This is a genomic window from Hymenobacter sp. YC55 (assembly GCF_029433095.1).
In the GTDB taxonomy this organism is placed as follows: domain Bacteria; phylum Bacteroidota; class Bacteroidia; order Cytophagales; family Hymenobacteraceae; genus Hymenobacter.
This window is the reverse complement of sequence record NZ_JARNTX010000002.1, coordinates 1,072,679-1,098,347: the sequence shown is the minus strand read 5'-3', so window position 1 is coordinate 1,098,347 and position 25,669 is coordinate 1,072,679. Positions and strand designations below refer to the sequence as shown.

Genomic DNA, 25,669 nt, shown 5'->3' with positions numbered 1-25,669 from the left:
CGTGAATTTGCGAGGAGTTAGTCAGTTATGCTTTACATGCCTTGTTGATTTGGTTATATTTGTATCCCTGAGGTTGACTATGCTGCTGCTTATTACCAAATTTTTGCCTCGCTTGCGTTTTGCGCTGCTCACAGCCACTGTGCTGTTTGTGCTGTCGCTCAACCACCAAGCCGTTGCCACCTTCCGGGTGCCAGCGGGCAAAACTACGCGCATCGGTCAGCCAGCCAAAGTAACCGTGGTGAAGCAGAAAGTGACGCTGGAAGCCATTGGCTCGGTGGATTTGCATACAGTGCCACAGGCCGATGCTTGGCTTCCGGGTCCGGCACCCTATAGCTGGCTGCCCGCCGTGCGCCGGGCACTGGCAGCGCCACGCCCTCTCCTAGGTATTCGTCCGGCTGCGGTGTTCCGCGCCCGGCTTTTAGTGGCGGCTCTCTCGCCGCAGGCTCCCTAGCGCCGCTTGGTTTGAGCGGCCGGCCGTGGTTGATACCGTGGTGGCTATCCGTTTGTCTTGCTGCTTTGCTGGCACTTTATACTTATCCGGCGGAGCGTTTGAGTGGCAGGACCATCCTTTCCAAGCTTCAACACTTACTATTTTTCAATGCGTAATAAAGGATTAATCATTGGGTTGACGGTTATCGTGTCGGCCCTGTGTATCTACTTTCTGACCTTCACGTTCATTTCGCGGCGGGTACAGAATGATGCCGTGGTGTACGCCACCAAGAACGGCCAAGTGAACCAGCAGCTCCGTCAGCACTACCTGGATTCGGTGTGGCGCGCCCCCGTTACCAGCCTGCTCGGCGTTGACTATACCTATCGGGATGTACGCTCTTCGGAGCTAGGCTTGGGTCTCGACTTGAAAGGCGGCATGCACGTAACACTGGAAGTATCGCCGGTGGAAATTGTGCGCGCCATGAGCGGCAACTCCAAAGACCCTAAGTTCAACCGGGCCATTGAGCAGGCGCAGGTCGCTCAAAAGGCAAATCCTTCCACGCCGTTCACCGCGCTGTTTGCACAAGCCTACCGCGACGTAGCGCCCGGCGACAACTTGGCCCGCATTTTCGCTAACACCACTAACAAGAGCCGCGGCATCGACATCAACTCCACCAACGAGAAAGTGCTTGGCGCTATCGACAAGGAAGTGGAAGAGGCCATCGACCGTTCGTTCAACATTCTGCGCACGCGTATCGACAAGTTCGGTACCAGCCAGCCTAGCATCCAGCGCGTGAAAGGCACGGGCCGCATTCAGGTGGAACTTCCCGGCGTAGACAACCCGGACCGTGTGCGCAAACTGCTACAAGGCCAAGCCAAGCTGGAGTTCTGGGAAGTATGGCGCCAGGATGAGTTCGGCCCTTACCTCCAGCAACTCGACCAAGCCCTGATTGCCAAAGAGAAAACAGCAGCTGCACCGGCTACGGCCGCTGCTGGTACTACCGCTACCGATACGGCCGCCGCTAAAGGCGATTCTACTTCGTTGGCTAGCCAGCTGGCTAACAAGAAAGCCGCTGCTACTGCCAAAGCTGATTCGGCAAAGCCACAGCAAAACTCGGTATTGGCCCGTCTGTTCACGATGCCAATTCCCGGCCAGCTGGGCGTAAACCTGCGCGACACGGCTCGGATGAACGCCATCCTCCGTTCGCAGGAAGCCCGCGCCATTCTGCCCCCCAACCTGACGATGCTTTGGAGTGTGAAGCCTGAGGTTATCGAAGGACAAGAGTACTTGAAGCTGAATGCCATCCGCAAAACCCCAGGCACCGAAGCCCCACTAGGCGGTGAGGTGGTAGCGGATGCTCGCCAGGACTACGACCAAGGTGGCCGCCCCGAAGTGAGCATGGCCATGAACCCTTCGGGTGCTAAGCGCTGGCAGAAAATGACGGGCGCCAACATCGGCCGTCAGGTGGGTATCGTGCTCGACGATTATGTGTACTCTGACCCAGTGGTGCAGTCGGAAATTGCTGGCGGCAACACCAGCATCTCGGGTAACTTCTCGATTGAAGAAGCTCAAGACCTTTCCAACGTACTGAAAGCCGGTAAGCTGCCCGCTCCTACGCGCATTGTGGAAGAAGCGGTAGTTGGTCCGTCGCTCGGTCAAGAAGCCATCAACCAGGGCTTGTATTCTTCGCTGGCTGGTCTGGTAATTATCATGGCGTTTATGGCACTCTACTACGGCCGTGCTGGTCTGGTAGCCGACGCCGCGTTGCTGTTCAACAGCTTCCTGATTCTCGGCGTACTGGCGCAGTTCTCGTTCGCTCTTACATTGCCCGGTATTGCCGGTTTGATTCTGGTATTTGCCTCGTCGGTAGATGCTAACGTACTGATCTTCGAGCGGATTCGGGAAGAATTAGACCACGGCCTGACCTTGCACGACGCCATTGCCAAAGGCTACTCGCGCGCTTTCTCAGCCATCTTCGACTCCAACGTTACCACGCTCATCATCGCCCTGATTCTGTTTATCTTCGGAACGGGTCCGGTGCAGAACTTCGCCGTAACGCTGCTGATTGGTATTTTTACCTCGTTCCTGTCGGCCGTGTACATCTCGCGCCTGATCATTGAGTGGCTGGTGAAAGGCAAGACCGTTAGCAAGATTACGTTCTCGACCTTCCTTTCGCGAAAGCTGTTCACCAACCTGAACTTCGACATCGTGGGCAAGCGCAAGATTGCCTATGCTTTCTCCACCGTCTTCATTGTGATCGGCTTCGTGCTGATGGCCGTGCAGGGTGGCCCGAACCTGGGCGTTGACTTCCGTGGTGGCCGCGCCTACGTAGTTGATTTTGCTAAGCCTGAAGTAGCTTCCGATGTACGCGAAGCCGTGACCGAAGCCTTCCAAGGCGCCGGTACCGAAGTTAAGACGTTCGGTCAGCCAACTCGCTTGCGCATCACCACCGGCTACCTCGCCGATGACGAAAGCGTAGCTGCCGACAAGAAAGTGGAAGCCACGTTGATGGCCGGCCTCAAGAAGTATGGCGCCGACAACCCACAAATTAAGAGCACGTCGAAAGTAGGCGCTACCATTGCCGACGACATCAAGCGCACTTCGGTACTGAGCTTGGGTCTGACGCTGCTTGGCATCTTTGTCTACGTATTGTTCCGCTTCGAAAAGTGGCAGTACTCGATGGCGGCAGTAGTCGCTCTGTTCCACGATGCGCTGCTGGTTATTGCCTGCTTCCCTATTGCGCGCCTGTTCGGGCTGAACTACGAAATGGACCAGATTTTCGTGGCGGCGGTGCTGACCATCATTGGTTTCTCGATGAACGACACTGTGGTTATCTACGACCGTATTCGGGAATATCTGCGGGAGAACCCCAAGCTAACGTTCGCTCAGGTGGTGAACCCGGCTCTGAACAGCACGTTCTCGCGCACCATGATTACGTTCACCACCTTGTTCTTGGTGGTGCTGGTACTCTACATCTTCGGTGGTGAGACGCTTCGCTCGTTCTCGTTTGCTATGCTGGTAGGTATCATCTTCGGTACGTATTCGTCGCTGTTCATTGCTACGCCGATCATCCTCGATACCTACGGTCGCAAAGAAGCGCGCGAGCGAGGTACCGACCTCTCTACCAAAATTGCTGATGACGTCGACGCGCCTAAGCTGTCGAAGGCTACGGTATAAGGATAGAGCTTGTTTTTTACAGAAGAGCCCGACCAATTGGTCGGGCTCTTTTTGTTTTCAAGCTAGCTTCCTTAAGTGCCATAAGGGCTGCTCTTCCCTTATTTACAGATAGTTGAGAGGCCGTGCTTAGAGATGCAGATAGATTTTAACTATATTTTCTATTCCTCAAGCAACCATTTTCCGGTTCCCTACGAGTGGCCTAATGAATCTTCTCCCCCGCTATTGTGGCTAGCCTCGAACTAGATTCTGCGCTGCTTACCGAAATCCTGACCGGCTGTCAAAAGCAGGAGCAGGCTAGTCAGCGGCGGCTGTACATGCTCTACTATAGCTACGGGCTAAGTGTTTGCTTGCGCTACCTCCACGACCGGGATGTGGCCTTGGAAGCCGTGAACGATGGCTTCATGAAAGTTTTTCAGGAGTTGCCGCGCTTCGATACCACACGTCACACCGACGTGGCGGGCTCTTTGCGCGGTTGGATACGCAAGATCATGGTGCATACGGCCATTGATCGGTTCCGAGCCAATTCTCGTCACGCCTTCCAAGCGGATTTGGACACGGTAGCCGGGTCGCACGCTGATGGCGGCCATTCTCCGCTCGACAATCTGTCTTTCGAAGAATTGCTGCAGTTAATTGGACAGCTCACGCCAGCTTACCGGGCGGTGTTCAATATGTACGTCATTGATGGTTATACCCACGAAGAAATTGCCACGCAACTGGGCATTTCGGTGGGGGCCTCTAAGTCAAACCTTTTCAAAGCGCGGGAGCATTTAAAAACCCTTCTTAAAAAAAATAAACACCATGCCTACGCCAAATATGTCGGATGAAGAGCTGGACGAGCTAGTCCGGCGCAGCGCCGAGGCGTATCCCGAGGAAATTCCTCTGGGCGGCTGGTTACGCATGGAAGACAAGCTAAATAAGGCCGCAACCGACCAGTTGGTGCGCCAGAAAGTAGTGCGTCTTTTCATGCTTGAGGTAGCACTAGTGGCCTTGTTGCTGCTTTTGTGGCAAGGCTACCGGATGGCAACCACGGGCACTGAAGTAGCGCAGCAGCCAGCTCGCACAAGTGTGCCTGTCACTAAAAAGGCAATAACCGCCGCTACTCCCACCGCTCCGGCACCAACTACTACCCCGCCAAAACCTTCGGCTGGCGCCTCGCCTCTAGCGCTAATAGCGCCTAAGGCATTTACCAGCGAAGCAGCAGATAAGCCAACTTTAGCTTCCGCTACTACATTAACTGCTGCTTCCTCTCGCCGTGAAGCAGTAGTACGTGGTCGGGCTAGCACATCTACCATGTTGCTTGTAGGTGCAGTATCAACGCAGAAACGCCGGTTGCTACCCGTAGCCGATGAAACACAACGGAGCCTGACAAACCATACGGCTTCCTCGCTGCGCACTGAGGCTGGAGAAGCAGATAATCATATTACTTCAAATAAGAATACTGCCGAAGCCAACCCACTGCTTTCCAAGGAGGTAGCAACTGCTCCTACTACTACACCTGCAACGCCCCAACGACCAGAACTAGCGCAGCAGCCAACGGTGCCTGCTGCGGTTGCCCCTACCCTACCAGCACAGGACACACTAGCGCAGAAACCAGCCGTCCCAACGCCGGCGCCTGACTCGACAGAAAAGAAGCGCCCGGAACGGCCGCGGCCTGCGCATCGGTTAGTGGTCGGAGTGATGGTGGCGCCTTCGTTTAGCGCGGTCCGGCGCCTGGAAACTGCTCGTTTCGGCAACGACCTGGGTGTGACGCTCGAATACCGCCTGACGTCGCGGCTACGAGTGCGGGCTTCTGTAATCAGGAGCGTAAAGCAATATGGAGCAGCTAGTTCCGACTATACCATACCCGCCTCCTGGCCTTGGCGGCAAGGCGACTACGTAGTAAACGCCAACTGCCGGATGACGGAAATTCCTCTAAATCTGCGCTATGATGCTGTCATTCGACCGAAATACACTGTATTCACCAGCGTAGGACTTTCGTCGTTGCTAATGCGCTACGAGTGCTACGACTACGATTACCAAGTGAATGGTCAACCTCGAACGGCTGTTGCGGAAGTGTACAATGGCACTAACCATGCATTTGGCCTGCTCAACTTATCGGGGGGCGTGGAGCGCCCGCTCGGGAGCCGTTGGGCAGTGCAGGCCGAGCCGTTTCTGCAGTTGCCGCTAGGTGGGGTGGGCGCCGGAAAAGTACGTTTAACCAGTGCGGGAGCCGCTTTTTCTGTGAAATACGGGCTGTTGCGCTAACTATTTCTCTTCTTCAGTATAGCCTACGGGCGCTGATTGCTTTGCTTTTTCTGGTCCTGCTCGCGACGGGACCCTTGTTTCAGGCTGGACTTGTAGTACGCCATTGCCGGGCCCGGTGTGTGCGCTGCGTAGCCATCAAGCTAGCCTGACTTTCCCTTCTTGTTCCACTTTTTTTCTAAGAAATCATGCTTAGACAGCTTCTCTATGCCCTGCGCGGCCGCTTTGTTCTAGCGTGGCCGGCCGTGGCGCTACTCATCACTGGGCTCGTGTTTGTGGTCGGCAGCTGTAGCGACGACGATGACAAAACCCCTGTTCCCACCGTCAAGCTCGTCGACAACGCTACGCTTGGTCCTTACATGGTCGATGCGCAAGGCAACACCATTTATTACTTCACGCGCGACCTGGCAGGCACCAACACCTGCACGGGCGGTTGCGCCGCTGTTTGGCCTATTTTCTACGAGCCCAACTTGGTGCTAGGCGAGGGACTAAAAGCCGAGGATTTTGGCACCATCACCACAGCTGATGGCCAGCCCCAAACCACCTACAAAGGCTGGCCGATGTATTACTACTCTCCTGCTGACGCCGCCGGGCAGAATGTGCGCGAGAAAGCCGGCGAGGTGAAGGGCGAAAACGTGGGCGGCGTGTGGTTTGTAATGAAGCCCGACTATTCAGTGCTGCTGGCCCGCACGAGCGTCGTCAACAGAACCACCAATCAGAGTACCCTCAAGAATTTCCTGATTGACAGCCAGGGGCGTACCCTCTACACATTCAGCCGCGACCAAACGGCCCCTACCACCCAGCCGACCAACTGTAGTGGCAACTGCATTGCCACGTGGCCAGTGTACCTGGAACCAGGCCGTACGCTGCCTTCCAGCCTCAAAAGCAGCGACTTTGGCGTCATCACGCGGCCCGATGGCCCCAACGGCACAACACGCCAACAGACCACCTACAAGGGTTTGCCGCTCTACTACTACACTCCCGACGGCGCACAGCGCAACAAGGTGGAAGGCGACGGGGTCGGCAATGTTTGGGCGGTAGCGGCGCCGTAATGCCGTGGCCTAGGTAGGTCCGCTTGGCTACTTATTTGATTCATCACCACATCCATTTGTTTTATGCACAATAAACTTATGCTTCTGCTGGGGGCAGGCATTCTGCTCACCGCCTGTGCTTCCGAAAACGGGGAAGACCAAACGCCCGACGAGATACCGGCGCCCACCTGTAACACGGCGGATGTCACGTACGCTTTGACCGTAGCGCCGCTGCTTCAGAAGAATTGCACCTCTTGCCACAACGCCAACTTTGCGAGCGGCGGGGTGAACCTAAGCACGTATGCCACGGTCCGGACGGTAGCTCTCAACGGCCGGCTCGTAGGCTCGGTCAACCACGAGCCTGGCTACTCGCCCATGCCCAAAGGCGGGGCCAAGCTAGCCGAGTGCGACATTACGCAGTTGCGCAAGTGGGTAACCGACGGAGCGGCTAATAACTGACACTTGGCTCTTATTCCTCCCAACATGAAGCCGCAAGTATTATTTATCGTGCTCTTGCTTGGTGGCCTGACGGCGCTACCCGGTCTGGCACAAAGCAAGTTTCTGACGCGCACGGGCAGCATCAGTTTCTTTTCGGCCACCCCCATCGAGGACATTGAGGCCCGCAACGAGCAAGTGGGCGCCGCCGTGGATGTGCAGTCGGGGCAAATTGCCTTTACGGTACCTATGAAGGGGTTCCAGTTTCCCAGGTCGCTGATGCAGGAGCACTTCAACGAAAACTACGTGGAATCTGACAAGTACCCAAAAGCCACCTTCTCCGGAACCCTTGTCAACTGGACACCCGCCGCGCTGCCCACTACGGGCCCGCAAACCGTGCAGGTGGAAGGCGACCTTACCATTCATGGCGTGACCAAGCGGGTGCGCGTACCGGGCACGCTGGAAAAGCAGGGCAACCGCCTGCTGGTCAAGTCGAAGTTTGCCGTGGCCCCGGCCGATTACAACATTGAAATCCCGGCGCTCGTGCGCAACCAGATTGCCAAGTCGGTGGACGTAACCGTGAATCTAGCCTGTAATCCAGCTCCCTAACCTTTTCCTCTATGATTTCAATCTCAACTCTTTGGCGAGTGGCTGGCGGGCTGGCTGCCGTATTGCTATTAACCCCCGTCCATACGCAAGCGCAGGATTTGCTGAACCAACTGGAAAGCCAAAGCACTGATAGTTTGCGCCGCGAGTACGTGACGGCCACCTTCAAGGGCACGCGGGTCATCAATGGTCATTCCATTGAAACGCCGGGCAAGGGCAGTTTGGTGTTCCTGATTTCGCACCGCTTCGGCACCCTGAACAGCGGGGCCTACGAGTTTTTCGGGCTCGACCAGGCCACCATACGGCTGGGGCTCGAATACGGACTTACCAACAACCTGGCCGTGGGTGTGGGGCGCAGCTCGCTGGAAAAGACCTACGATGGATTTGTGAAGTACAAGGCAGTGCGCCAAAGCAGTGGTCCGCGTGCTATGCCCATATCGGTAACGCTCTTGGCAACTTCAGCGGTCAGCACCCTAAAGTTTGAACCACAGCCCGAACGCTCTACCACCTCGCGCTTCACCTACACGTACCAAGCCCTGCTAGCGCGCAAATTCAGCTCGAACCTGTCGGTGCAGCTCATGCCTACGCTGGTTCACCGCAACTACGTGGCCCTGCGCCGCGACGAGAACGATGTGTACGCTATTGGAGCGGCGGCGCGACAGAAATTAACCAAGCGCTTAGCACTCACCGCGGAATACTATTACCTGCTGCCCGGCGCCACCGCCGACGATTACCGCAATTCTCTAGCTGTCGGGTTTGATATTGAAACGGGTGGGCACGTATTTCAGCTGCACTTCACCAATTCACAAGGCATGATAGAGAAATTCTTCGTTCCTCAAACCACGGGCAATTTCTTCGACGGAGATATTTACTTCGGATTTAATATTTCTCGTGCTTTCCAGCTAAGAAATTAGAAGAATTTATTTTCCCTTCACGAAATATATCACCACACTTTTCTATTCACTCACAGTCATGAAAAAGCCGCGCCTACTAGGTGCGGCCTTTTTGTATTTGAAAGTAAATCGGCAAACTATTGCTCGACTAATTATTTACGCTCGCCTATTCTTTTTGCGGGTACTCCCGCCCAAATTTCGTTAGCCCCAACTGACTTAGTTACTACTGCGCCGGCGGCAATTATGGCACCCTCGCCAATTGTTACCCCTTTCAGCACTACCACATTTACTCCCAACCATACATTGGGTTCTATGCTGATAGCTTCCTTAGGACCGACCTGCGTCCTCATCAATTCATGGAGGGCAGTACCATGGTTATGGTCTATAAACCGGCAGCCCGAGGCAATAAGCGCATCGTTACCAATAGTAATCCCCTCGCTGATATTGAATTCGCAGCCGGACCCAATAAAAACGTTATTACCAATTTTTATAGCCGATCCGGGCTGCCAAATACCGTCGTATTTAAAATATATATCGTGCTCTAATTTGCAGTTAACACCAAGCGTTACTTGGTGGGGCCATGTGATGTGTAAGCGCGGAAGCTCCGTGCCTTTTCCTACTTTCATTCCTTGCAAACCCAACCATAGTTTTCTAAAAAAATGTAGAAACCGCGCGTAATATCTTTGTCTAAGAACAAAAGAACCGTGCTGAATTAAATAACTCATTTTAAACCTGGTTGAACTTGGCAAGCTGCATTGAGCTCGAAATATAGGGCAAAAAAATGCCTCTACTTGAAAGTAGAGGCATTGTTCAAAAAGCTAGCAAGATTCATTCCCGGGCTTCCATGGGCAAAAGCGCTGGAAGCGTAAGGCAAAGAGCCGCCGGCTAAAGTTAGATGGTAACGCCTTCGGCTACCACTTCTTTCACCTCGGGTACCATCCGCTTGAGCAGGTTCTCGATGCCTGACTTCAGCGTAACGGTAGCCGATGGGCAACCCGAGCAGGAGCCTTGCAGATTCACGGTCACGATGCCGTCCTGGTAGCTCTTGAAGGTGATGTTACCGCCGTCTTGCTCTACAGCAGGGCGCACGTAGTTGTCAAGTAGGTCGATAATTTTTTGGCTGGTTTGCTGATCGGCTTCCGACGAGTCGCCGGTAGCGGCAGCTTGCTGAGCGGCTTTTTGCTCGGCAGCCGGATCAACGATGAACACGGGGCCAGCTGCCTCGATGTACGACTTGAGGAAGGTGCGCAGCTCGGGGATGAGCTGGGCCCACTGCAAATCTGTAACCTTGGTGATGGTCACGAAATTTTGCGCAATGAACACGCGGCCTACATAATCGAAGTTGAATAGCTCCTGGGCCAGCGGCGAATTAGCGGCGGCTTCCAGATTGGGGTAGTCCACGCTCACGCCGTCAGCAAGCAGCTGGGCGTTGAGCACGAACTTCATGGATTCGGGGTTGGGGCTGGCTTCGGCGTAGATTGAAACCGGCGCAGCGGGGGCAGTGAGTTGTTCAGCCATGTTTGAAAGACTTGGAGACAAGCGGGAGAAAGTCAGCCGGTTTCGGTACCGGTCTGTCCTATAAAACCGCGCAAGGCGCGATTAGTTGCAAAGATAGAGAAGTCAACGATGATAAGATAGCGAAGGGCAACCCATCAGGCGTTGGCCCCCGTATCTTGCCAGTATGCTTGCCCGTCTTACTGCCGCTTTATTTCGCCCCATTGATATTGCCTGGCTAGTGGTAGCTCGTATGGGTATTGGTGTTTTACTGGCTCTGGAAATGGCCGGTAGCCTGGCCCTCGGCTACACCCGCGAGTACATAGAGCCACAGGTACATTTCTCTTACCTGTTTTTTGATTGGCTGCCGCACTGGTCGCCGCCCATAATCATTGCTATTCACCTGGGGGCTATAGCAGCAGGGGTAGCTGTAGCGGCCGGCTGGCACTTCCGCTTGGCGGCCCTGCTCCTGACGCTTTGCTATACGCTGCTGTTTCTGGCCGAGGAAACCCGCTTTATCAACCACTTCTACCTCTACTGCTTGGTGGCAGGCATGCTCGGATTGACGCCGGCACACCGCGCCGCCTCGGCCGATGTTCGCGCGGGCCGCGTCCCACCGTCGGCCACTACTCCCGCCTGGACGCGCTACTTGTTGCTGTTTCAGATGTGTGTGGTCTACTTCTATGCCGGCTTGGCCAAGCTCAACGCCGATTGGTTTATGGCGCGCCCCCTGATAGTGTGGCTGGCCCCCAAGGCCAATTATCCTATTATTGGGCCCATACTCGGAAGCAGCATCACGCCTTGGGTAATGAGCTACGCAGGTGTGGCCTTTGACTTGCTGGTAGCGCCTCTGCTTCTATGGCGCCTAACCCGGCCGTGGGCTTTTGCAGCGGCCGCGTTTTTCCACATTTCCAACGTCCTTGTTTTCGGCTTGGGTACGTTCCCGTGGTTTTCGCTGTTCATAACGGCCGCCTTGTTTTTTCCGCCTTCCTGGCCGCGGCACACACCCGGCTTGCGCCGCTGGATAGCCACTCGTGTGCCTCTGTCGGCGCCAGCCGCCGCGCTTGCCCCTGCTACCCAACCACGCTATGCGCCCGTTTTGCTGACCGCCCTTGGCGTGTATGCGGTGGTGCAGGTGCTAGTGCCGCTCCGGCATTTCCTGTACCGGGGTGATGTGCACTGGACCGAAGAAGGTCACCATTTTGCCTGGCACATGATGCTACGCAGCAAGACCGGCTCTATTACCTACCGGGTGGTGCTGCCCGATGGCCGCACCGAAATAGTAGCCCCCACGACTTATCTGACGCCCCGCCAATACAGCAAGCTAATCGGGCAGCCCGACTGTATTTTGCAATTCGCGCATTTTCTGGCCGACCAGTACGCCCAGCGTGGCCTTGGCCCGGTGGCAGTCTACGCAGATTCTTACGTGCAGCTCAACCGGCGCCCTGTTCGTCCTATTGTAGCGCCCACCGTCAACCTGGCAGCGCAGCCGCGCACCCTTCAACCTTATAGCTGGATAACCCCCGAACCGCCGTTGGAGGAGTAATTGAATAACGGAGTAAGGGTAAAGGACTTTAGACCCTGAAAGCCGCGGTGCATCGAGCTAACAACGGCACCACGCACTAGCGCCTTACTCCGCTACTCGTTTACTCGGTTACTCTATTTGCCCGGGCCCGCAACAGCATATCGGCCAGCACGAGGCTGGTCATGGCATCAACGATAGGCACAGCGCGCGGCAGCACGCAAGGGTCGTGGCGGCCCCGGCCAGCCAGCGTGATTTCCTCGTTCTGGTCATTGAGGGTTTGCTGAGGCTGCAAGATGGTGGCAACGGGCTTGAACGCAACGCGGAAATAAATATCCTGTCCGTTGCTAATGCCGCCCTGAATGCCGCCCGAGTGGTTGGTGCGAGTGCGCACTGCGCCAGCTTCGTCGGTGTAGAAGGTGTCGTTGTGCTCGGAACCAAACAGCAGCGTGCCCGCGAAACCGGACCCGTACTCGAAGCCTTTCACGGCGTTGATACCCAACATGGCCCGCCCAAGCTCGGAATGCAACTTATCGAACACTGGCTCCCCGAGGCCCGCTGGCACCCCGGTGACAACCCCTGTTACGAGGCCACCCACCGTATCGTGCCGGTCGCGGGTTTGGCGGATAAGGTCGGCCATGCGCTCGGCGGTTTCAGGGTGCGGGCAGCGGACGGGGTTGCTGTCGATAAGGGCCAGGTCGAGCTGTTCGTAGCCGACCGGCACTTGCACTGCTCCTACCTGCGACACGTAGCTTCGTACCACGATGCCGTAGTGTGCTAAAAATTTGTCGGCTATGGCGCCGGCTGCTACGCGGGCCGCCGTTTCGCGGGCCGAACTGCGGCCACCGCCGCGGTAGTCGCGGCGGCCGTATTTCTGGTCGTAGGTGTAGTCGGCATGTGAGGGGCGGTAGGCATGCTCGATGTGCGAGTAGTCGTGGCTGGCCTGATCCTGGTTGCGGATAAAGAGGCTAATGGGTGTGCCCGTGGTGTAGCCCCCGAAAATACCCGACTGAATTTCCACTTGGTCGGCTTCCTTGCGGGGCGTGGTCAGGTCGCTTTGGCCGGGCCGGCGCCGGTCCAGCGCCGCCTGAATATCGGTGGCTTCTACCGCCAGCCCTGCCGGGCAGCCATCCACTATCACGCCAATGCCCGGCCCATGCGACTCGCCGAAAGTGGTAATGCGAAACAGCGTACCGAAGGAATTAGACATGAGGCGCTAGTGAATTGGTGTAACGGTGAGTTGCTATTTGGAAAGGCAAAGCTACCAGAACATCTATTCACAAGTTCACCATCTCACAATTTCACTTCTTCCGCCACCAGCCCCAGACCGCCACCCCGAGCAGGACGACCAAGATATAGTTGGCGTAGCGGCGCACATCGTCGTAGGCGTCTAGTGGCTGTAGGGTGTTGTTAGCGTCGAAAAGCACGTTCTGGTAGAACGGGTCGTCGGAGGGGGCACGGAAAGTGCTGGCATTGCGCACTGGCCCCCGAACAACGGGTGTCAATTCCGCATGCAGCGTATCATAGCGGCCAATAGTAGGATCGAAGAACACTAGGTTCAACAAGCTGTCGAGCTGCAATCTGCCGGGCTGGCGAGCTACCAACCGATATGTAAACACCTTACGCCCGCCTACTCGGCCGCCTTGCCGAGTTAGCTCTTGCTGCACATCGGGGCCGTACACTTCCAGGCCCGGCTTAGGCGGCACAACCGGCGCACTAACCGCCGCCAGATTGCCTTCGCCTTCCACCCCGAAACTGTAGGTAAAGGCTTGCCCGGTCCGAAACGTGGTTTGGTTGACGGCTTCGCGCAGTTGGTAATGGCCCACGGGTACCAAGTCGCGCAGCGGATGGGGCGGCAGCGGTTTCACCCGAATGGTGCGGGTGGTAGTAAGGTAGGTTTTGTAGCCTTCGAGGCGGTTGTCGAGACCCTCGGCGGGATTTTTTGCCAGTCGGTATTTCACCATGCGTAGCGCCACAACCGGAAACACCAGAGGCTCGGCGTTGAGCGGATAATATTCGGCTTCGTAGAGGCGGTAGCGCAAAAAGGGCTTGCCGCCCATCGTCACCGACTCCGGCACTATTTCTTGCTCGTTGAAGGGCTCTTCCCAAGCCGTGTGTTGCCGCAACTGCTGCAAGATGTCAGGAAGCTGGCCGGCGAAATTGTAGAAGTCGAGTAAGCCTTGGTCGGCAGGCGTAAGATAGAAGTACAGTCCTATGTGCACGCCTTCGCCTACAAAAACGCTGGTTTTGTCGGGCACCAAGGCCAGAAACGCATTGTCTTTCGGCTCTACATATTCTTGCGGCTTTGGTTTGCCAAACAGGTTATCAAGCAAGCCGATGCCTTGCAAACCGCCACCTGCTGGCGGCGCTGTGCCGGCTCCGGCCGTTGGCGCGGGTCCTACCCGCACCGTCAGCCCGTTGGAGCGCACTGTCAGCCCGTTGACGGTCATCGTGAATGGCTTTACCACAACCTCGCCCTCGGCGTAGGCCGCGTAGCGTTGAGTGATGGTCAGTTCGGTGGTGGTTTGGCCTTCTACTATCCGGGTGGTTGTGGTGCTCGACTTACCGCTTTTCTTGAAGCCTTCCAGATCGGGGAAGGCGGAGTAACGCTCTAGGGCTGCCCCACGCAGATGAAAGCTGATAGTGAAATACTCGGTAACTGGCAGCACTGCCGGCCCTAATTCCAGCTCTGCTTGTGCCCCTGGCGCTGCCACCGGCGGCTTGGCGGGCTGCTGCGCCCAACTTGACGGCGGCACAACCCAGCAACAAGCAAAAAAAAATAAGCTAAAAAGTAGACGCAGCATAAAGCGGGTGGTAGCAATTCAAAGCTACGCAAAAAGCCTTTTCCAAGCCGAAAACGCGTTTTTGGAAACCGCTTCTGCCAATCAGCAAGCTCAACTATGGCACGGTTGAGGTTCCTCGTTCAACAAGCCCGGCAATAAAATTCTGGCTATGGGCAATCCGCACTCGCTCGGGCCGCGTAAGTGCCTTCCAAATACCACATAGTCTTTCCCGAAATTTTACAATACACAGCCCCAAAAGAGCTGTGCAGGGAGCTTTGTTTGCCAAAATTTTCCTTTACCCAAATCATTCCATCACATGTCCAACAATCTCAAAAAGGGCGGCGACGAGGCAGAGTTTGCCAAGCCGCTTTACGTTCCCATCAAGCGTCGCTCGTTCTTCATGTATGCTGGTGCTACTGCCGGTGCTACTGCTCTGCTCCTGTCTGGCTGCGATGATGACGACAATGGTGGCGGTGGTATGCCCGCTGGCACTGTTAGTCTGGGTTCTGGTGATGTAGGCGTACTGAACTACGCCTATGCTCTAGAGCAATTAGAGGCCGCTTTCTACGCCCAGATTGTTGCTACCCCTTACGCTAGCATGCCCGCCGACGAAAAGGCTGCGCTAACCGCCATTGCTAAACACGAAGAAATTCACCGCGAATTCTTCAAAGCAGCTATTACTGCCGTTGCTCCTTCCATGGTTATCCCAGGTCTGACTCCTGATTTCTCGAAAATCAACTTTAACGATCGGGCTTCGGTGCTAGGTGCTGCCAAAACCTTCGAAGATTTGGGTGTAGGTGCTTACAACGGCGCTGGCAAACTCATCAAGGACAAGGGCTACCTGCTGCTAGCCGGCAAGATTGTGTCTGTGGAAGCCCGCCACGCGGCCTATATCCGCGACCTAATTACGCCCGGCAGTTTCGCGGGCAACGATGTAGTTAACGCGGCCGGCCTCGATCAGGCCCTCGATGTACCAACCGTGCTGACAGCAGCACAAACCTACATCAAGGAAAAAATCAACGGCGACAACGTCGGCAAGTAATCCACCTTCTCACAACTGACTTCTCTTTCCTATGAACCTGTTTAATATAATTTCCGAGTTGGAAAAGGTGGATCCTGAAATCATGGACCGCCTCACGCATCGCCGTAGCGCCTTCACTGCACTAGGCAACTTCGGCAAAAAGCTGGCTCTAGCTTCTGCTCCTATTGCCATTGGTTCGGCCTTCAACAAGGCTGTAGGCCAGAACACTCTGAACAACGTAAATGAAGTATTCAACTATGCGCTGCTTCTGGAGCGCTTGGAATACAGTTTTTATGATCAGGCACTGAAAGCAGCTACCCTGACGGCTCCCCTCACCGGTGTTGCTAGAACGGCCATTGAGACTATTCGCGGCCACGAGCTAGCGCACGTGAATTTGTTGACTGCTGCACTTGGTACCAATGCAGCCCCTGCTCCAGCCAACGGCTTTGATTTCGGTACGGCCTTCGCCACTTACGCCTCTTTCCTGACGTTCGCACAGGCATTTGAAGACACTGGCGTACGAGCCTACAAAGGTCAGGCGGGCAATATTGATCCTACGCTGAACCCAATGGTTGGTGGCAATGCTGTCAATTTACTGCAAACCGCACTACAGATTCACTCGGTAGAAGCTCGTCACGCCGCACACATTCGCGTTATGCGCCGGGGTGCTACTGCTGGCAACCAGACGAACATTTTTCCTTGGGTAATCAATGCTGAACCTAACGGGGCTCCTGCACCAGTATATGGCGCCGGCAACCCAGTAGCTACCTTCCCTGCTGAAAGCAACTTAATGCAAGGTGGTCTTACGCTTACCTCAGTAGGTGGCAAAACCTATACTGCTGAAGATGTAAGCGCGGCTTTCGACGAGGCTCTTGATAGCACGACTGTTACCAACATTGCTAGTTCGGTAGTGAAGTTCTAAGTTTACAGCAACTTATTAGCTTTAAAAAAGGCGTCTCCAGAATTGGAGACGCCTTTTTCATGCAACCTAAATGCTTGTTAGAGCATCCCACTATAAGGAGTTACCTTTGCCTACTTCCAAGCCGAGTTTGCTGCGGCGTTGCTTTGTGATTATCTGCTTATGTCAACCTTTTTTCTAGCGCGTGCTATGCAGCGGCGTTCTTTCTTTCGGGCAGCTGGTGCTACCCTCGCCACCTCGACACTCGTGCTGGCGGGCTGTAAAGATGATGAGGAACCGGCTACTCCCGTTGTGAATAATGTAATAGCTTTTAACGGCTTCGATACCACTACTCGCCAGCCTATCGACGATGGGGTCCTCAACTATGCCTATCTGCTGGAGCAACTAGAAGCAGCTTTCTATCAGAAAGTGGTGGCTTCTCCTCCTGCCGATTTATTGCCGGGCGAATTAGCTTACCTCACCGATTTGCGTGACCATGAGCTTATTCACCGCGAGTATCTCAAGGCTCTTTTAGGTAGCAAAGCTTACGATGTTAGCCTTGCTGCACCATTGGAATTTAACTTTTCTTCTCTCACGCTTACCACCCGCGTAGGAGTTTGGACGGCAGCCCGGCAACTCGAAGACATTGGCGTAGCAGCTTATAATGGAGCCGGAAAGCTGCTGGTCGTGACGTCTAACTTGCTGGCTTTAGGCAAGCTTGCTTCGGTAGAAGCCCGGCACGCCGCTTTGGTCCACGAGATATTGCAGTCCGATTCTTTCGCGTCTACGGTAGGTGCCGATGGCCTCGACGATGCCAAAACACCGACTGAAGTTATCGAGCTGATCAAGTCCTTTTTGCCCGTTGAAGTATCTGTAGCGGCCTTGCCGACCACCTAAGGCTGTATACCGCCATGAATATTCTGAAGCTTGTGGCCGATTTGGCCGCCACTACCCCCAACCAGTTCGAGCAACCTGCTGACCGTCGCGATGCACTTACTAGTCTAGGCCGTTTCGGGGCAAAGACATTGGCTGCTGCCCTTCCCTTGGGCTTAGGCAGCGTACCTGCTCTAGCCCGCGACACGCGCACTATCCTGGATTCGCTGTTGCTCGCCCTTCGGCTGGAGCGTTTGCAAAACGCTTTCTATACGCAAGCGCTGACCGCTCCCGCTAGCTTCTTTCCTGCCGATACCAGCATTCGGGCCTCGATTGTGAAGATGCAGGCACACCAACAGCAGCATGCAGCCCTGTTGGTCCGTCTCATTAGCACGTCCAATGGCGACGTACCTGCCCAGCCTCGCTACGATTTTACGGGCAGCAAAAACAACACCCAGGCAGCTCTCTTCCCAAGCGTATTCACCAACTTCGACGACTTTCTAACGTTAGCCCAGCTACTCGAAGACACTAGTGTGCGGGCTTACAAGGCCATGGTAGAGTTTCTGGTGCAGGATAACTACATTCTGCAAACTGCCTTACAGATCCATTCCACGGAAAGCCGGCATGCTACTCGCATCCGCATGATACGGCGGCAGCGTGGAGCCACAGTCAAGCCGTGGCCTAGCCCAGCTGATGCCGACATTACGGTAGCCAACAAGACAGCTGTTGTGTACGCTACTGAGCATGCTACCACGCAACTGTTAGCCGACTACACCTCGGTGCCTTTCCGGTTGCTGCCTATCGGGTCCGGCGCCAATATTCTAACCGAAAGTGTACCCGAAGCCTTCGACGAACCCCTGGCGGCCGATAGTGTGGAAGGGCTACTAAACCTGTTCACTTTGTAAGCAAATCCGCCTGTTTTAAGGCAGCAAAGCCGCTTTGTTAATTTTTCTAGAAAAAAAGGAACTCAAAGGGGTTCCTTTTTTTTATGGTCAGCGACTGGAATATAGTTGAATACCCCTATTAATAAGTAACTCATCGTCCAAATCTTACACCGCTTAATGCAAGGAGTTTTACTATATTTCCTACTGTAAGCTCTCCTCGAAATACGTTGCTCTACTCGGTCGAAACGCATCCTTTTTTCAGCGTTTCGTATACATGCTCACCGACCCAAAATTCTCACCCACAACCAAAAAGTAAATAAGCTTACTCCTATGTTGGAATATGCAAAAACCATTCTGCTCAAAGTGAGCTTTGATAAAATCCTATTCGAGAAAGAGCTCCGCAAAGCTCTTCGTATGTTGGTACCCACTGAGCTAGCCCAATTCCGAGTGTGGTGCTACGAGCAGTTCTCCCGTATCTACCACCGTATCCTCAACCGCGTGTTTGCTCAGCCAGCCCTTTAAGCTAGCTTCTACTATTGAGGGCCCCTTTCCAGCAAGCTCCAGTTTCACCTGGTAAGCTTGCTGGAAAGGGGCCCTTCTTTATTGCATTGTGCGCTTATTCCTCGCCCGTTACAAAGCGAATATTCCGTTGCAGTCCAGCATACCCCGTCCGCTTCACTGCTGACTGCCGAAATAGCTCTGAAAACAGCTCGTGCGTAATCTCTTGCCAGTCGGTGGGGCGCAAATCTTTCAGGCCAGGATGCGGCGCGAACTGAGGTTCCTGGTGAGGCTTAGCAAAGCGGTTCCAGGGGCATACATCCTGGCAGATATCGCAGCCAAAAACCCAGTTGCCAAACTTGCCCTCAACCTCCCGCGGAATCTGGTCTTTCAGTTCGATGGTGAAGTAGCTAATGCACTTACTACCATCTACTACGTACGGCTCGGTGATGGCGCCTGTAGGACAAGCATCCACGCATTTGGTGCAGGTGCCGCAATAGTCCTTGATGGGCCCATCATACTCTAGCTCCACGTCCACAATCAGCTCGGCAATGAAGTAGAACGAGCCCGCGCCCGGCGTAATCAAGTTGGCATTTTTTCCCATCCAGCCGGCCCCGCTCCGCTTAGCCCAGGCCTTGTCCATCACCGGTGCCGAATCCACGAATACCCGGCCGCCTACCTCCCCTATTTCCTCTTGCATGGCTGCCAGCAACGTTTTCAGCTTGTCTTTGATGACGAAGTGATAATCGCGGCCGTAAGCGTACTTGCTGACTTTGAGCGTACCGTCAGGCTGCTGGCTTTCTTCAGGCGGGTAATAGTTTAGCAGCAGCGAAATCACCGACTTGGCGCCGTCCACGAGCAGGCGCGGGTCGAGGCGCTTGTCGAAGTGGTTAGCCATGTAACCCATCTGGCCGTGCATATTGCGGTTCAACCAGCTTTCAAGGCGCGGCGCTTCTTCCTCCAGAAACTCAGCCTTGGAAATACCACAGTACATAAAGCCCAGCTCTGCCGCGCGTTGCTTGATAAAGGCAGTATAGTGAGCGGTGGGGAGCATTTGTGACTGAGAACCTAATGAGTGAATAAACCTGAAGAGAACAATAGAAAAGCGTATCTGAAAGTTCAGATACGCTTCGCCACTTTAAGATCTGTATGCTATTGTGTGCTATTTCACTTCGTAGTATCCTCTACTACTATTCCATACAAGATTATCCTTGTTTTTATTCCAGAAATCATTCCACCACTTTGCATCCTTGCCTTTATCAAATTTTTCATCACCTATCAATATAGACAAATATGCAAAAGAGTATCTATCAGGGTCACAATACATAGCTGATGATGTTTCATCCTTAGGCATTTGATCTAAGTGATAGGTATTGCTTAAACACTTTTTCATTATTTCTTTTTTATTTGGGTTGTCATTTAAAGACATAACTATAGCACGAAACGCATCCAAACTACTAACTTCTGGTATTTTAGCATTAGGCTGACTAGCATAAGATATTTCCTTTACCTCTTTATTAGATAAATAGTCTATCCACTTACTTTTTAATTCAACAAGATCTTTAGTTGTTGAATTATTGGTTACGTATCCGAATTTTTTACCTGTCAAGTTCTGTAAGATTTCATTTGCTCTGCCAGATACTTTAAATAGGTCGTTGTGTACAATCAAACCCTTACCTTCGAACAGTAGGTCATTAGAGGCCACTCTGTTCCATATAATCAAGCGACTAGTGCCAATCAATTTTGTTTCCTGGTTATCCGTAATTTGATCAGCTATTTTTCTAAGATACGTTATGTCTTTACTATAATTATTGACAGATGCATTAAGCGTTAAAAATACGTCACACCAACTGGCATCATTTACATTCTTGTGAACTAATTGCTCAGCAGAAAACCGCTGAGCTAAATCATATTTCTCTTTAGTTAAACCTTCTATATTTTGCTGACTCCAAGAGACTAATACATTTTGGCAAAGCGACTTGTCAAAGACAAACAATAGCAATATTACAAGTATGTTTTTCATCTATTTTGTAATGTTATTAGCATACAGAATTAATTAAAAGTAAAGCGTCAGAAAGCAGCTCAAGATACTGCCTTCTGACGCTTTTATGTATCGCTGAAGCGAGAACTTAACTAAATAACTCTCCAGTGTTGCCGCGCAGGTGCTGGGGCATAAGCTTGCCGAGGTGCTGATAGGCGTGCTCGGTGGCTTCGCGGCCACGGCTGGTGCGCTTGATGTAGCCTTCCTGAATCAGGAAGGGCTCGTACACTTCCTCGATGGTTTCGGCTTCCTCGCCGCAGGCCGTAGCAATGGTGCTGAGGCCTACCGGACCACCTTTGAACTTGTCGATGATGGTGGTAAGGATGCGCTTGTCCATGTCGTCGAGGCCGCGGGCGTCTACGTCGAGGGCGTTCAGGGCAAACTGAGCTATTTCCACCGTGATGGTGCCGTTGCCCTTGATTTGGGCGAAGTCGCGGGTGCGGCGCAGCAAGTTGTTGGCGATACGTGGCGTACCGCGCGAGCGGCGAGCAATTTCGTAAGCAGCATCCTCGTGAATGGGCGTGCCCAGGATTTCGGCCGAACGCTGCACAATGCTGGTCAACAGCTTGGAGTCGTAATACTCCAGGCGCGAGCTGATGCCAAAACGGGCCCGCAGCGGCGAGGTGAGCATACCGGAGCGAGTGGTAGCGCCAATCAGCGTGAAGGGCGACAACGTAATCTGCACCGAGCGCGCATTCGGACCCGAATCGAGCATAATGTCGATGCGGTAGTCCTCCATGGCGGAGTACAGGTATTCTTCCACCACGGGGTTGAGGCGGTGAATCTCGTCGATGAACAGTACGTCGTGCGGCTCCAAGTTGGTGAGCAAGCCAGCCAGGTCGGAAGGCTTGTCGAGCACCGGGCCGCTGGTCATCTTGATGCCGGATTCTAGCTCGTTGGCGATGATGTGAGAAAGGGTGGTTTTACCTAAACCGGGAGGCCCGTGCAGGAGCACGTGGTCGAGGGCGTCGCCGCGGCGTTTGGCAGCGGCCACAAATACCTTCAGGTTCTCGACTACCTTATCCTGTCCCGCAAAATCGTCGAACGAAAGCGGGCGGAGGGCCTTGTCAATGTCCTTTTCGGAGGCATCCATATGGTCTTTGCCGCCGGTGAGATAAGATTCGCGCATAGCAGCCGAATGGAAAGGTTGATGTTGGAAAGGTAACACCTATGCCCAATAAATCATCCCTTTTTTAGCAAAAAACATTCAGAGAAGCAGATAAACTAATCTGATTAGCAAATAAAAGCTAAATCCCTCCTGATGGGCTACTAAAGCTCATTTTTAGTTGTTGCGCACTAGCCTTACCTCACTTCACACAACAGCTGGCTGGTCTGGCCATTGTGTTAGTGAATTTGGCTTTGTTGAATCCCTAAACGGGTGGCGCCGTAACTTGCAGCTTCCATTGCTTTTGCTGCCGCATGCCTTCTTCCGCTTCCAACAACTGGCTTCAGACGCTTCCTGCCGACTTTTACGACCAACTAGCGCATTGCCTCTCCCTGCATGGTATGGCTTGCCTGGAACTACTTAGTCGCTCACAAGATGCTTCGATTCGCCAACTCGTCACGCTCACTGGCTTGACCACCGAGCAGGTTACCAAGCTCAACACAATTGCCAGCCACGAGCAATTACTGCAAACGCTCGAAAGTCAGCCCCGCCCGTTGTACGACTTACTTTTGCTAGGTCGCCTTGCGCTTGATACCAGCTTGGCAGAGCCCGTCATGGCGTATGTGCGGCGCCAAATGAGTATTGGCATTGCGCAGATGCAGCAATTGAAAACTTACTGCCAGGAGCTGAGCGGCGCATTTTTGGCTACGCTCGAGCAACAACTGCCTGCGGAGATGCTGCTAGGTTTGCACCGGCTGCGGGTCGAAGAGGTGTTTCAGGCGTACGTTGCGGCTCATCCGGCGCCGGCGCCCATGGCGGCTACCATCCGGTTTTCGGAGGCGCAGTTGCAAATGGTGCGTTTGGCGCTGCTCCTGGTCCACTCCTTGCCCGAAGCCGGCGACCATGCGTTTCTGCGCGCGGTGGCCGCAATGCCCAACTTGCAACCTGCGGCCCTAGAGCCCATGATTGAGCGCCTAGGCAAACTACAAGCCGCCGAAGAACTGCCATTGAGCCTTGCAGAACTGGTGCAGCTCTATCAGGCCATGCAGGTGTGCGGCATGGTGTTCGTGTCGGAAGTGCTGGAGCGCTTGGGGCTGGAAGGTCTGTTTCCGGCGCGGCCCGCCGAAGAAGTTTCCGCGCCAGTGCCGAGCCATCGGCAGGCGGTGGGTGAGATGGTGAGCGGCTTCACGCGGTGGGTGCAGCATACGTTTCCGCAGGAGCCTGCTTTGCTAGCGGCCCGGCAGCAAGTGCTGGCCTTGGCTGATTGGCTGTAGGGCCTTTTAGTTATGTCTGTCATTCCGAGGCACGAGGAATCCGAGCTAGATAGTTGAACGTGCTTCCTCAGATTCCTCGTGCCTCGGAATGACAGTTGTAGTTACTGCCGCTTGTTAGGTAGCAATAGCACTTCAATTTCTAGGTGCAGCCATTCTTCTTCCCAGGCTTTGTGATTGAGGCGGGCTTCGAGCGGAAACCCAGCGTCTAGCAGACGAGCTACAGTTTCATTGCGGCCCTCGGGCAGATAGCCCAGCCATATTGGGTCAGAGTCGGCGGTTAGGACGCGCACTGCCCAATCGTCGTAGGTGCTGTCGGCCTCACGCGCTAGTACCAGGCGCTGCCCAATTTGCAGCTGCGGTTCAAATTTGGGCAGGCCGGGTCGGTGGGTGGTACCAGCCACTAAGCATTCAAGCAAAACAAGAGCGGAAGAGTCGGGAGCGGCCATAGAAACAAGACTGGTGAGGACGTAAAGTAAAGAAGTAGCCTTGAGCTTCGTAACAGCTTCCTAAAAATCTTCGGCCAGCCCGGTTACCACTTTCGTATTTTATTTGCTGCAGCTAGGGCTGCGCTATTCAGTTCCTAGCCTATTCAGCGGCGCCATCATGCCATTATGTACAGCAAAACAGAAGTTTCACAAATTCGCCAAGCCTTCTGGACTACGTTCGGACAGTATATGGCCCCGGTGCCATCGGCTGAAGGAGTCCCGACCAACTGGATTAACTACAAGACTGGTCTCAAGCACGTGTATTTTCGGCTGCATGCCGATGGACGCCGCGCATCGATTGGCATCGAGCTAACGCACCCGGATGCCGGAATTCGGGAATTGTTTTTCGAGCAATTTCGGGAGCTTCAAGCCATGCTGCACGAGACGCTAGGCGAGACTTGGCAGTGGGAAGCGGATACGGAAGACGCCAACGGCCAATCCATTAGCCGCATCTACCAGGAGCTACAGCCCGTCAACTTATTCAACCGCGACGACTGGTCTAAGCTTATCTCTTTTTTCAAGCCGCGCTTGGTCGCGCTCGACGAGTTCTGGAGCACAGCGCAGTACGCGTTTGATGAGCTTCGGTAGTTCTGCTACAGCCCCATAAAAAAGACGGCATCCTGATGAATGCCGTCTTTCCAGTCTTCATACCCTAGACTTTGGGGTGATTCTTAGGATTGGTTGCCGCTCTTGCTGCCTTGGCTGCCATCTCCGCCGTGGTCACCGCGTGGGCCTTTGCTGGTGTGCGATGTTTGCGCGCTAGGAGTACGTAAGTGCGGCTCCCGGCTTTGCCCTGCGCCCGTCGTGCCGCCTTGGTCGGCATTGGGAGTAGAGCTGGCCTTCACTTCGTCGAGGTTGTGGTAACGGCCGCCGTTGTTGCCGCCGTCGCCACTTATGGTAGTGGCAATGCCGTCCGTAGAACCGGTTTCGGCTTGGCTATCGGGCGTGAAGCTGCCGTCGCCGGAACGGGTACGGTCGTGGTGCTGCAGGTTTGGGTCGGGGCCTCCTTGGCCCATTTCGTTACCTTCCTTGCGGTACTGTTCTTTGTCATGCTCGCGGCGCTCCTGCCGACGCGACTCGGCATTTTCATGCGGCTGATTATTTTCCATAGTGTTGAGGTAGATTGGTGGATATCAAGTTTATACGAATCTTGATATCAGTTGGCCACATTCAAATGCGCTTGGATGTGCACTCTGTCTTTCCAACCTCAGCAGCAGGTACGGCCACGGTTCAGTCTACCCCTAGGTCATTGGTAAAGCTGTCCGTTAACTGAATTTCCGGCACCGGTACGCTTAAGCATTCACTAATAAGGCCCACTGCTGCCTGTTGCACATCGTAGTACGAAAGCCAAGGCAGCACAAAAACCGTTTTATAATTCGCTGCTAGCAACCAGCCAATTAAGTCCTTAAAGGTGGTTGATACCTGCTGTGGCTTCTGCCTTCTGTTGCTGCCGAAAAAGCGAAATGGTACACCTAGCCCTCCAACCGGCCAGGTGTAAAGCAACGTAGGCACTTCAAGCCCAAGACCTGTTTCTAACTGCCGCTGGAAGAAAGCCGCGTCCCAATCAGCGAACTTCACTATCTCCCTCAACGGCGTAGCAGCCGTAATAATCATTTGCTGCGGAAGCAATTGTTTCAGGTAACAGCATACGTTGTCGTGCATGGCTTGGTAAACCGAAGAAGCCGCTGTGTCCGGGGCTATTTGTAGGTGCGCAGCCACACAAGCCACCATTGCACCGACCGTACCTATCTGCTCGGCTTCTGCATCCTTGATTTCGATATTGAAATATCGCTCGACGGTGTATATAAGCTCTACTGAATCGAGGCCCAATGTTTAGCAGCTATAAATCCTTGTGAAAAAATGAGCCTCTTAACTGATATTGTTAAGTACCTAGATGGCATCATCCTTGACTCTTATCGACTGTAATATTTGCTGCAACTCAGTTCCAAGCAACTTCAGAATAGCTACACCTCAACTT

Annotated in this window: 26 protein-coding genes; 16 read left to right on the top strand and 10 right to left on the bottom strand. The window is 54.1% G+C overall.

Features of this window, described 5'->3' with window-relative positions:
* Window positions 1-79 precede the first annotated feature (79 nt).
* From P1X16_RS17900 to P1X16_RS17865, 8 genes are all read left to right on the top strand, one after another.
* Complete coding sequence (locus tag P1X16_RS17900) at window positions 80-451, top strand: hypothetical protein (RefSeq protein ID WP_277231695.1); 372 nt, start codon at window positions 80-82, stop codon at window positions 449-451.
* 147 nt (window positions 452-598) lie between these two features.
* Window positions 599-3,607: a protein translocase subunit SecDF gene (secDF, locus tag P1X16_RS17895; RefSeq protein WP_277231693.1), complete on the top strand. Its 3,009-nt coding sequence runs from the start codon at window positions 599-601 to the stop codon at window positions 3,605-3,607.
* Window positions 3,608-3,831: 224 nt separating this feature from the next.
* The gene (locus P1X16_RS17890) at window positions 3,832-4,431 is read left to right on the top strand and encodes an RNA polymerase sigma factor (protein WP_277231692.1); all 600 of its coding nucleotides are present in this window, start codon (window positions 3,832-3,834) and stop codon (window positions 4,429-4,431) included.
* Entirely contained in the window at window positions 4,406-5,851 is a 1,446-nt protein-coding gene (locus tag P1X16_RS17885) for a hypothetical protein (protein WP_277231691.1), read from the top strand. The genes P1X16_RS17890 and P1X16_RS17885 overlap by 26 nt, the downstream gene beginning before the upstream one ends.
* Before the next feature lie 185 nt (window positions 5,852-6,036).
* Window positions 6,037-6,900, top strand: a complete 864-nt coding sequence (locus P1X16_RS17880) for a hypothetical protein (RefSeq protein WP_277231689.1) — start codon at window positions 6,037-6,039, stop codon at window positions 6,898-6,900.
* A gap of 63 nt (window positions 6,901-6,963) precedes the next feature.
* Window positions 6,964-7,338: a hypothetical protein gene (locus tag P1X16_RS17875; protein ID WP_277231687.1), complete on the top strand. Its 375-nt coding sequence runs from the start codon at window positions 6,964-6,966 to the stop codon at window positions 7,336-7,338.
* A gap of 24 nt (window positions 7,339-7,362) precedes the next feature.
* Window positions 7,363-7,923 carry a YceI family protein gene (locus P1X16_RS17870; RefSeq protein ID WP_277231686.1) on the top strand — a complete coding sequence of 187 codons (561 nt, stop codon included), beginning with the start codon at window positions 7,363-7,365 and terminating at the stop codon, window positions 7,921-7,923.
* Window positions 7,924-7,934: 11 nt separating this feature from the next.
* Complete coding sequence (locus P1X16_RS17865) at window positions 7,935-8,834, top strand: DUF5777 family beta-barrel protein (RefSeq protein ID WP_277231683.1); 900 nt, start codon at window positions 7,935-7,937, stop codon at window positions 8,832-8,834.
* 131 nt (window positions 8,835-8,965) lie between these two features.
* Here the strand turns inward: P1X16_RS17865 and P1X16_RS17860 are convergent, their stop codons facing one another.
* Window positions 8,966-9,538 carry an acyltransferase gene (locus P1X16_RS17860; RefSeq protein ID WP_277231681.1) on the bottom strand — a complete coding sequence of 191 codons (573 nt, stop codon included), beginning with the start codon at window positions 9,536-9,538 and terminating at the stop codon, window positions 8,966-8,968.
* A gap of 166 nt (window positions 9,539-9,704) precedes the next feature.
* A complete protein-coding gene (locus tag P1X16_RS17855; RefSeq protein ID WP_277231680.1) occupies window positions 9,705-10,331 on the bottom strand; it encodes a NifU family protein in 627 nt (208 codons plus the stop codon).
* Between the two features lie 163 nt (window positions 10,332-10,494).
* Between P1X16_RS17855 and P1X16_RS17850 the strand changes: the two genes are divergently transcribed.
* The gene (locus tag P1X16_RS17850; RefSeq protein WP_277231678.1) at window positions 10,495-11,853 is read left to right on the top strand and encodes an HTTM domain-containing protein; all 1,359 of its coding nucleotides are present in this window, start codon (window positions 10,495-10,497) and stop codon (window positions 11,851-11,853) included.
* Between the two features lie 100 nt (window positions 11,854-11,953).
* Here P1X16_RS17850 and aroC read toward each other — a convergent pair whose 3' ends face one another.
* Together aroC and P1X16_RS17840 are read right to left on the bottom strand one after the other, a co-directional pair.
* Window positions 11,954-13,039, bottom strand: a complete 1,086-nt coding sequence (aroC, locus tag P1X16_RS17845) for a chorismate synthase (protein WP_277231677.1) — start codon at window positions 13,037-13,039, stop codon at window positions 11,954-11,956.
* 91 nt (window positions 13,040-13,130) lie between these two features.
* Window positions 13,131-14,585: a BatD family protein gene (locus P1X16_RS17840; protein ID WP_277231675.1), complete on the bottom strand. Its 1,455-nt coding sequence runs from the start codon at window positions 14,583-14,585 to the stop codon at window positions 13,131-13,133.
* A gap of 343 nt (window positions 14,586-14,928) precedes the next feature.
* Between P1X16_RS17840 and P1X16_RS17835 the strand changes: the two genes are divergently transcribed.
* The 5 genes from P1X16_RS17835 to P1X16_RS17815 all read left to right on the top strand — a co-directional run bounded on the left by P1X16_RS17835 (window position 14,929) and on the right by P1X16_RS17815 (window position 18,810).
* Entirely contained in the window at window positions 14,929-15,654 is a 726-nt protein-coding gene (locus tag P1X16_RS17835; protein WP_277231673.1) for a ferritin-like domain-containing protein, read from the top strand.
* A gap of 31 nt (window positions 15,655-15,685) precedes the next feature.
* Window positions 15,686-16,555: a ferritin-like domain-containing protein gene (locus P1X16_RS17830; protein WP_277231671.1), complete on the top strand. Its 870-nt coding sequence runs from the start codon at window positions 15,686-15,688 to the stop codon at window positions 16,553-16,555.
* A 159-nt stretch (window positions 16,556-16,714) separates the two neighbouring features.
* Window positions 16,715-17,428 (top strand): ferritin-like domain-containing protein, encoded by a 714-nt coding sequence (locus P1X16_RS17825; RefSeq protein WP_277231670.1) that lies wholly within the window; start codon window positions 16,715-16,717, stop codon window positions 17,426-17,428.
* A gap of 14 nt (window positions 17,429-17,442) precedes the next feature.
* On the top strand, window positions 17,443-18,309 hold the full coding sequence (locus tag P1X16_RS17820) for a ferritin-like domain-containing protein (protein ID WP_277231668.1): 867 nt from the start codon (window positions 17,443-17,445) through the stop codon (window positions 18,307-18,309).
* Window positions 18,310-18,618: 309 nt separating this feature from the next.
* Window positions 18,619-18,810, top strand: coding sequence for a hypothetical protein (locus P1X16_RS17815; protein ID WP_277231666.1), 192 nt, complete (start codon window positions 18,619-18,621; stop codon window positions 18,808-18,810).
* A gap of 94 nt (window positions 18,811-18,904) precedes the next feature.
* Here P1X16_RS17815 and queG read toward each other — a convergent pair whose 3' ends face one another.
* The 3 genes from queG to ruvB form a co-directional block, all read right to left on the bottom strand.
* Entirely contained in the window at window positions 18,905-19,840 is a 936-nt protein-coding gene (gene queG / locus P1X16_RS17810) for a tRNA epoxyqueuosine(34) reductase QueG (protein WP_277231664.1), read from the bottom strand.
* Between the two features lie 108 nt (window positions 19,841-19,948).
* Entirely contained in the window at window positions 19,949-20,809 is an 861-nt protein-coding gene (locus tag P1X16_RS17805) for a hypothetical protein (RefSeq protein ID WP_277231662.1), read from the bottom strand.
* Between the two features lie 106 nt (window positions 20,810-20,915).
* Window positions 20,916-21,956 (bottom strand): Holliday junction branch migration DNA helicase RuvB, encoded by a 1,041-nt coding sequence (gene ruvB, locus P1X16_RS17800; RefSeq protein WP_277231660.1) that lies wholly within the window; start codon window positions 21,954-21,956, stop codon window positions 20,916-20,918.
* 290 nt (window positions 21,957-22,246) lie between these two features.
* Between ruvB and P1X16_RS17795 the strand changes: the two genes are divergently transcribed.
* Entirely contained in the window at window positions 22,247-23,206 is a 960-nt protein-coding gene (locus P1X16_RS17795; protein WP_277231658.1) for a hypothetical protein, read from the top strand.
* Window positions 23,207-23,307: 101 nt separating this feature from the next.
* Here P1X16_RS17795 and P1X16_RS17790 read toward each other — a convergent pair whose 3' ends face one another.
* The gene (locus P1X16_RS17790; RefSeq protein ID WP_277231657.1) at window positions 23,308-23,652 is read right to left on the bottom strand and encodes an HIRAN domain-containing protein; all 345 of its coding nucleotides are present in this window, start codon (window positions 23,650-23,652) and stop codon (window positions 23,308-23,310) included.
* A 165-nt stretch (window positions 23,653-23,817) separates the two neighbouring features.
* Between P1X16_RS17790 and P1X16_RS17785 the strand changes: the two genes are divergently transcribed.
* Complete coding sequence (locus P1X16_RS17785; protein WP_277231655.1) at window positions 23,818-24,279, top strand: DUF4268 domain-containing protein; 462 nt, start codon at window positions 23,818-23,820, stop codon at window positions 24,277-24,279.
* An 83-nt stretch (window positions 24,280-24,362) separates the two neighbouring features.
* Here P1X16_RS17785 and P1X16_RS17780 read toward each other — a convergent pair whose 3' ends face one another.
* Together P1X16_RS17780 and P1X16_RS17775 are read right to left on the bottom strand one after the other, a co-directional pair.
* Window positions 24,363-24,800 (bottom strand): hypothetical protein, encoded by a 438-nt coding sequence (locus tag P1X16_RS17780; protein ID WP_277231653.1) that lies wholly within the window; start codon window positions 24,798-24,800, stop codon window positions 24,363-24,365.
* Window positions 24,801-24,921: 121 nt separating this feature from the next.
* Window positions 24,922-25,521 (bottom strand): hypothetical protein, encoded by a 600-nt coding sequence (locus tag P1X16_RS17775; protein ID WP_277231651.1) that lies wholly within the window; start codon window positions 25,519-25,521, stop codon window positions 24,922-24,924.
* Window positions 25,522-25,669: the final 148 nt, after the last annotated feature.

What these genes read in the sequence shown, in the direction of transcription:
- P1X16_RS17900 (WP_277231695.1), top strand. Translation starts at nt 80, where the DNA reads ATGCTGCTGCTTATTACCAAATTTTTGCCTCGCTTGCGTTTTGCGCTG.
- secDF (WP_277231693.1), top strand. Translation starts at nt 599, where the DNA reads ATGCGTAATAAAGGATTAATCATTGGGTTGACGGTTATCGTGTCGGCC.
- P1X16_RS17885 (WP_277231691.1), top strand. Translation starts at nt 4,406, where the DNA reads ATGCCTACGCCAAATATGTCGGATGAAGAGCTGGACGAGCTAGTCCGG.
- P1X16_RS17880 (WP_277231689.1), top strand. Translation starts at nt 6,037, where the DNA reads ATGCTTAGACAGCTTCTCTATGCCCTGCGCGGCCGCTTTGTTCTAGCG.
- P1X16_RS17875 (WP_277231687.1), top strand. Translation starts at nt 6,964, where the DNA reads ATGCACAATAAACTTATGCTTCTGCTGGGGGCAGGCATTCTGCTCACC.
- P1X16_RS17870 (WP_277231686.1), top strand. Translation starts at nt 7,363, where the DNA reads ATGAAGCCGCAAGTATTATTTATCGTGCTCTTGCTTGGTGGCCTGACG.
- P1X16_RS17865 (WP_277231683.1), top strand. Translation starts at nt 7,935, where the DNA reads ATGATTTCAATCTCAACTCTTTGGCGAGTGGCTGGCGGGCTGGCTGCC.
- P1X16_RS17860 (WP_277231681.1), bottom strand. Translation starts at nt 9,538, where the DNA reads ATGAGTTATTTAATTCAGCACGGTTCTTTTGTTCTTAGACAAAGATAT.
- P1X16_RS17855 (WP_277231680.1), bottom strand. Translation starts at nt 10,331, where the DNA reads ATGGCTGAACAACTCACTGCCCCCGCTGCGCCGGTTTCAATCTACGCC.
- P1X16_RS17850 (WP_277231678.1), top strand. Translation starts at nt 10,495, where the DNA reads ATGCTTGCCCGTCTTACTGCCGCTTTATTTCGCCCCATTGATATTGCC.
- aroC (WP_277231677.1), bottom strand. Translation starts at nt 13,039, where the DNA reads ATGTCTAATTCCTTCGGTACGCTGTTTCGCATTACCACTTTCGGCGAG.
- P1X16_RS17835 (WP_277231673.1), top strand. Translation starts at nt 14,929, where the DNA reads ATGTCCAACAATCTCAAAAAGGGCGGCGACGAGGCAGAGTTTGCCAAG.
- P1X16_RS17830 (WP_277231671.1), top strand. Translation starts at nt 15,686, where the DNA reads ATGAACCTGTTTAATATAATTTCCGAGTTGGAAAAGGTGGATCCTGAA.
- P1X16_RS17825 (WP_277231670.1), top strand. Translation starts at nt 16,715, where the DNA reads ATGTCAACCTTTTTTCTAGCGCGTGCTATGCAGCGGCGTTCTTTCTTT.
- P1X16_RS17820 (WP_277231668.1), top strand. Translation starts at nt 17,443, where the DNA reads ATGAATATTCTGAAGCTTGTGGCCGATTTGGCCGCCACTACCCCCAAC.
- P1X16_RS17815 (WP_277231666.1), top strand. Translation starts at nt 18,619, where the DNA reads ATGTTGGAATATGCAAAAACCATTCTGCTCAAAGTGAGCTTTGATAAA.
- queG (WP_277231664.1), bottom strand. Translation starts at nt 19,840, where the DNA reads ATGCTCCCCACCGCTCACTATACTGCCTTTATCAAGCAACGCGCGGCA.
- P1X16_RS17805 (WP_277231662.1), bottom strand. Translation starts at nt 20,809, where the DNA reads ATGAAAAACATACTTGTAATATTGCTATTGTTTGTCTTTGACAAGTCG.
- ruvB (WP_277231660.1), bottom strand. Translation starts at nt 21,956, where the DNA reads ATGCGCGAATCTTATCTCACCGGCGGCAAAGACCATATGGATGCCTCC.
- P1X16_RS17795 (WP_277231658.1), top strand. Translation starts at nt 22,247, where the DNA reads ATGCCTTCTTCCGCTTCCAACAACTGGCTTCAGACGCTTCCTGCCGAC.
- P1X16_RS17790 (WP_277231657.1), bottom strand. Translation starts at nt 23,652, where the DNA reads ATGGCCGCTCCCGACTCTTCCGCTCTTGTTTTGCTTGAATGCTTAGTG.
- P1X16_RS17785 (WP_277231655.1), top strand. Translation starts at nt 23,818, where the DNA reads ATGTACAGCAAAACAGAAGTTTCACAAATTCGCCAAGCCTTCTGGACT.
- P1X16_RS17780 (WP_277231653.1), bottom strand. Translation starts at nt 24,800, where the DNA reads ATGGAAAATAATCAGCCGCATGAAAATGCCGAGTCGCGTCGGCAGGAG.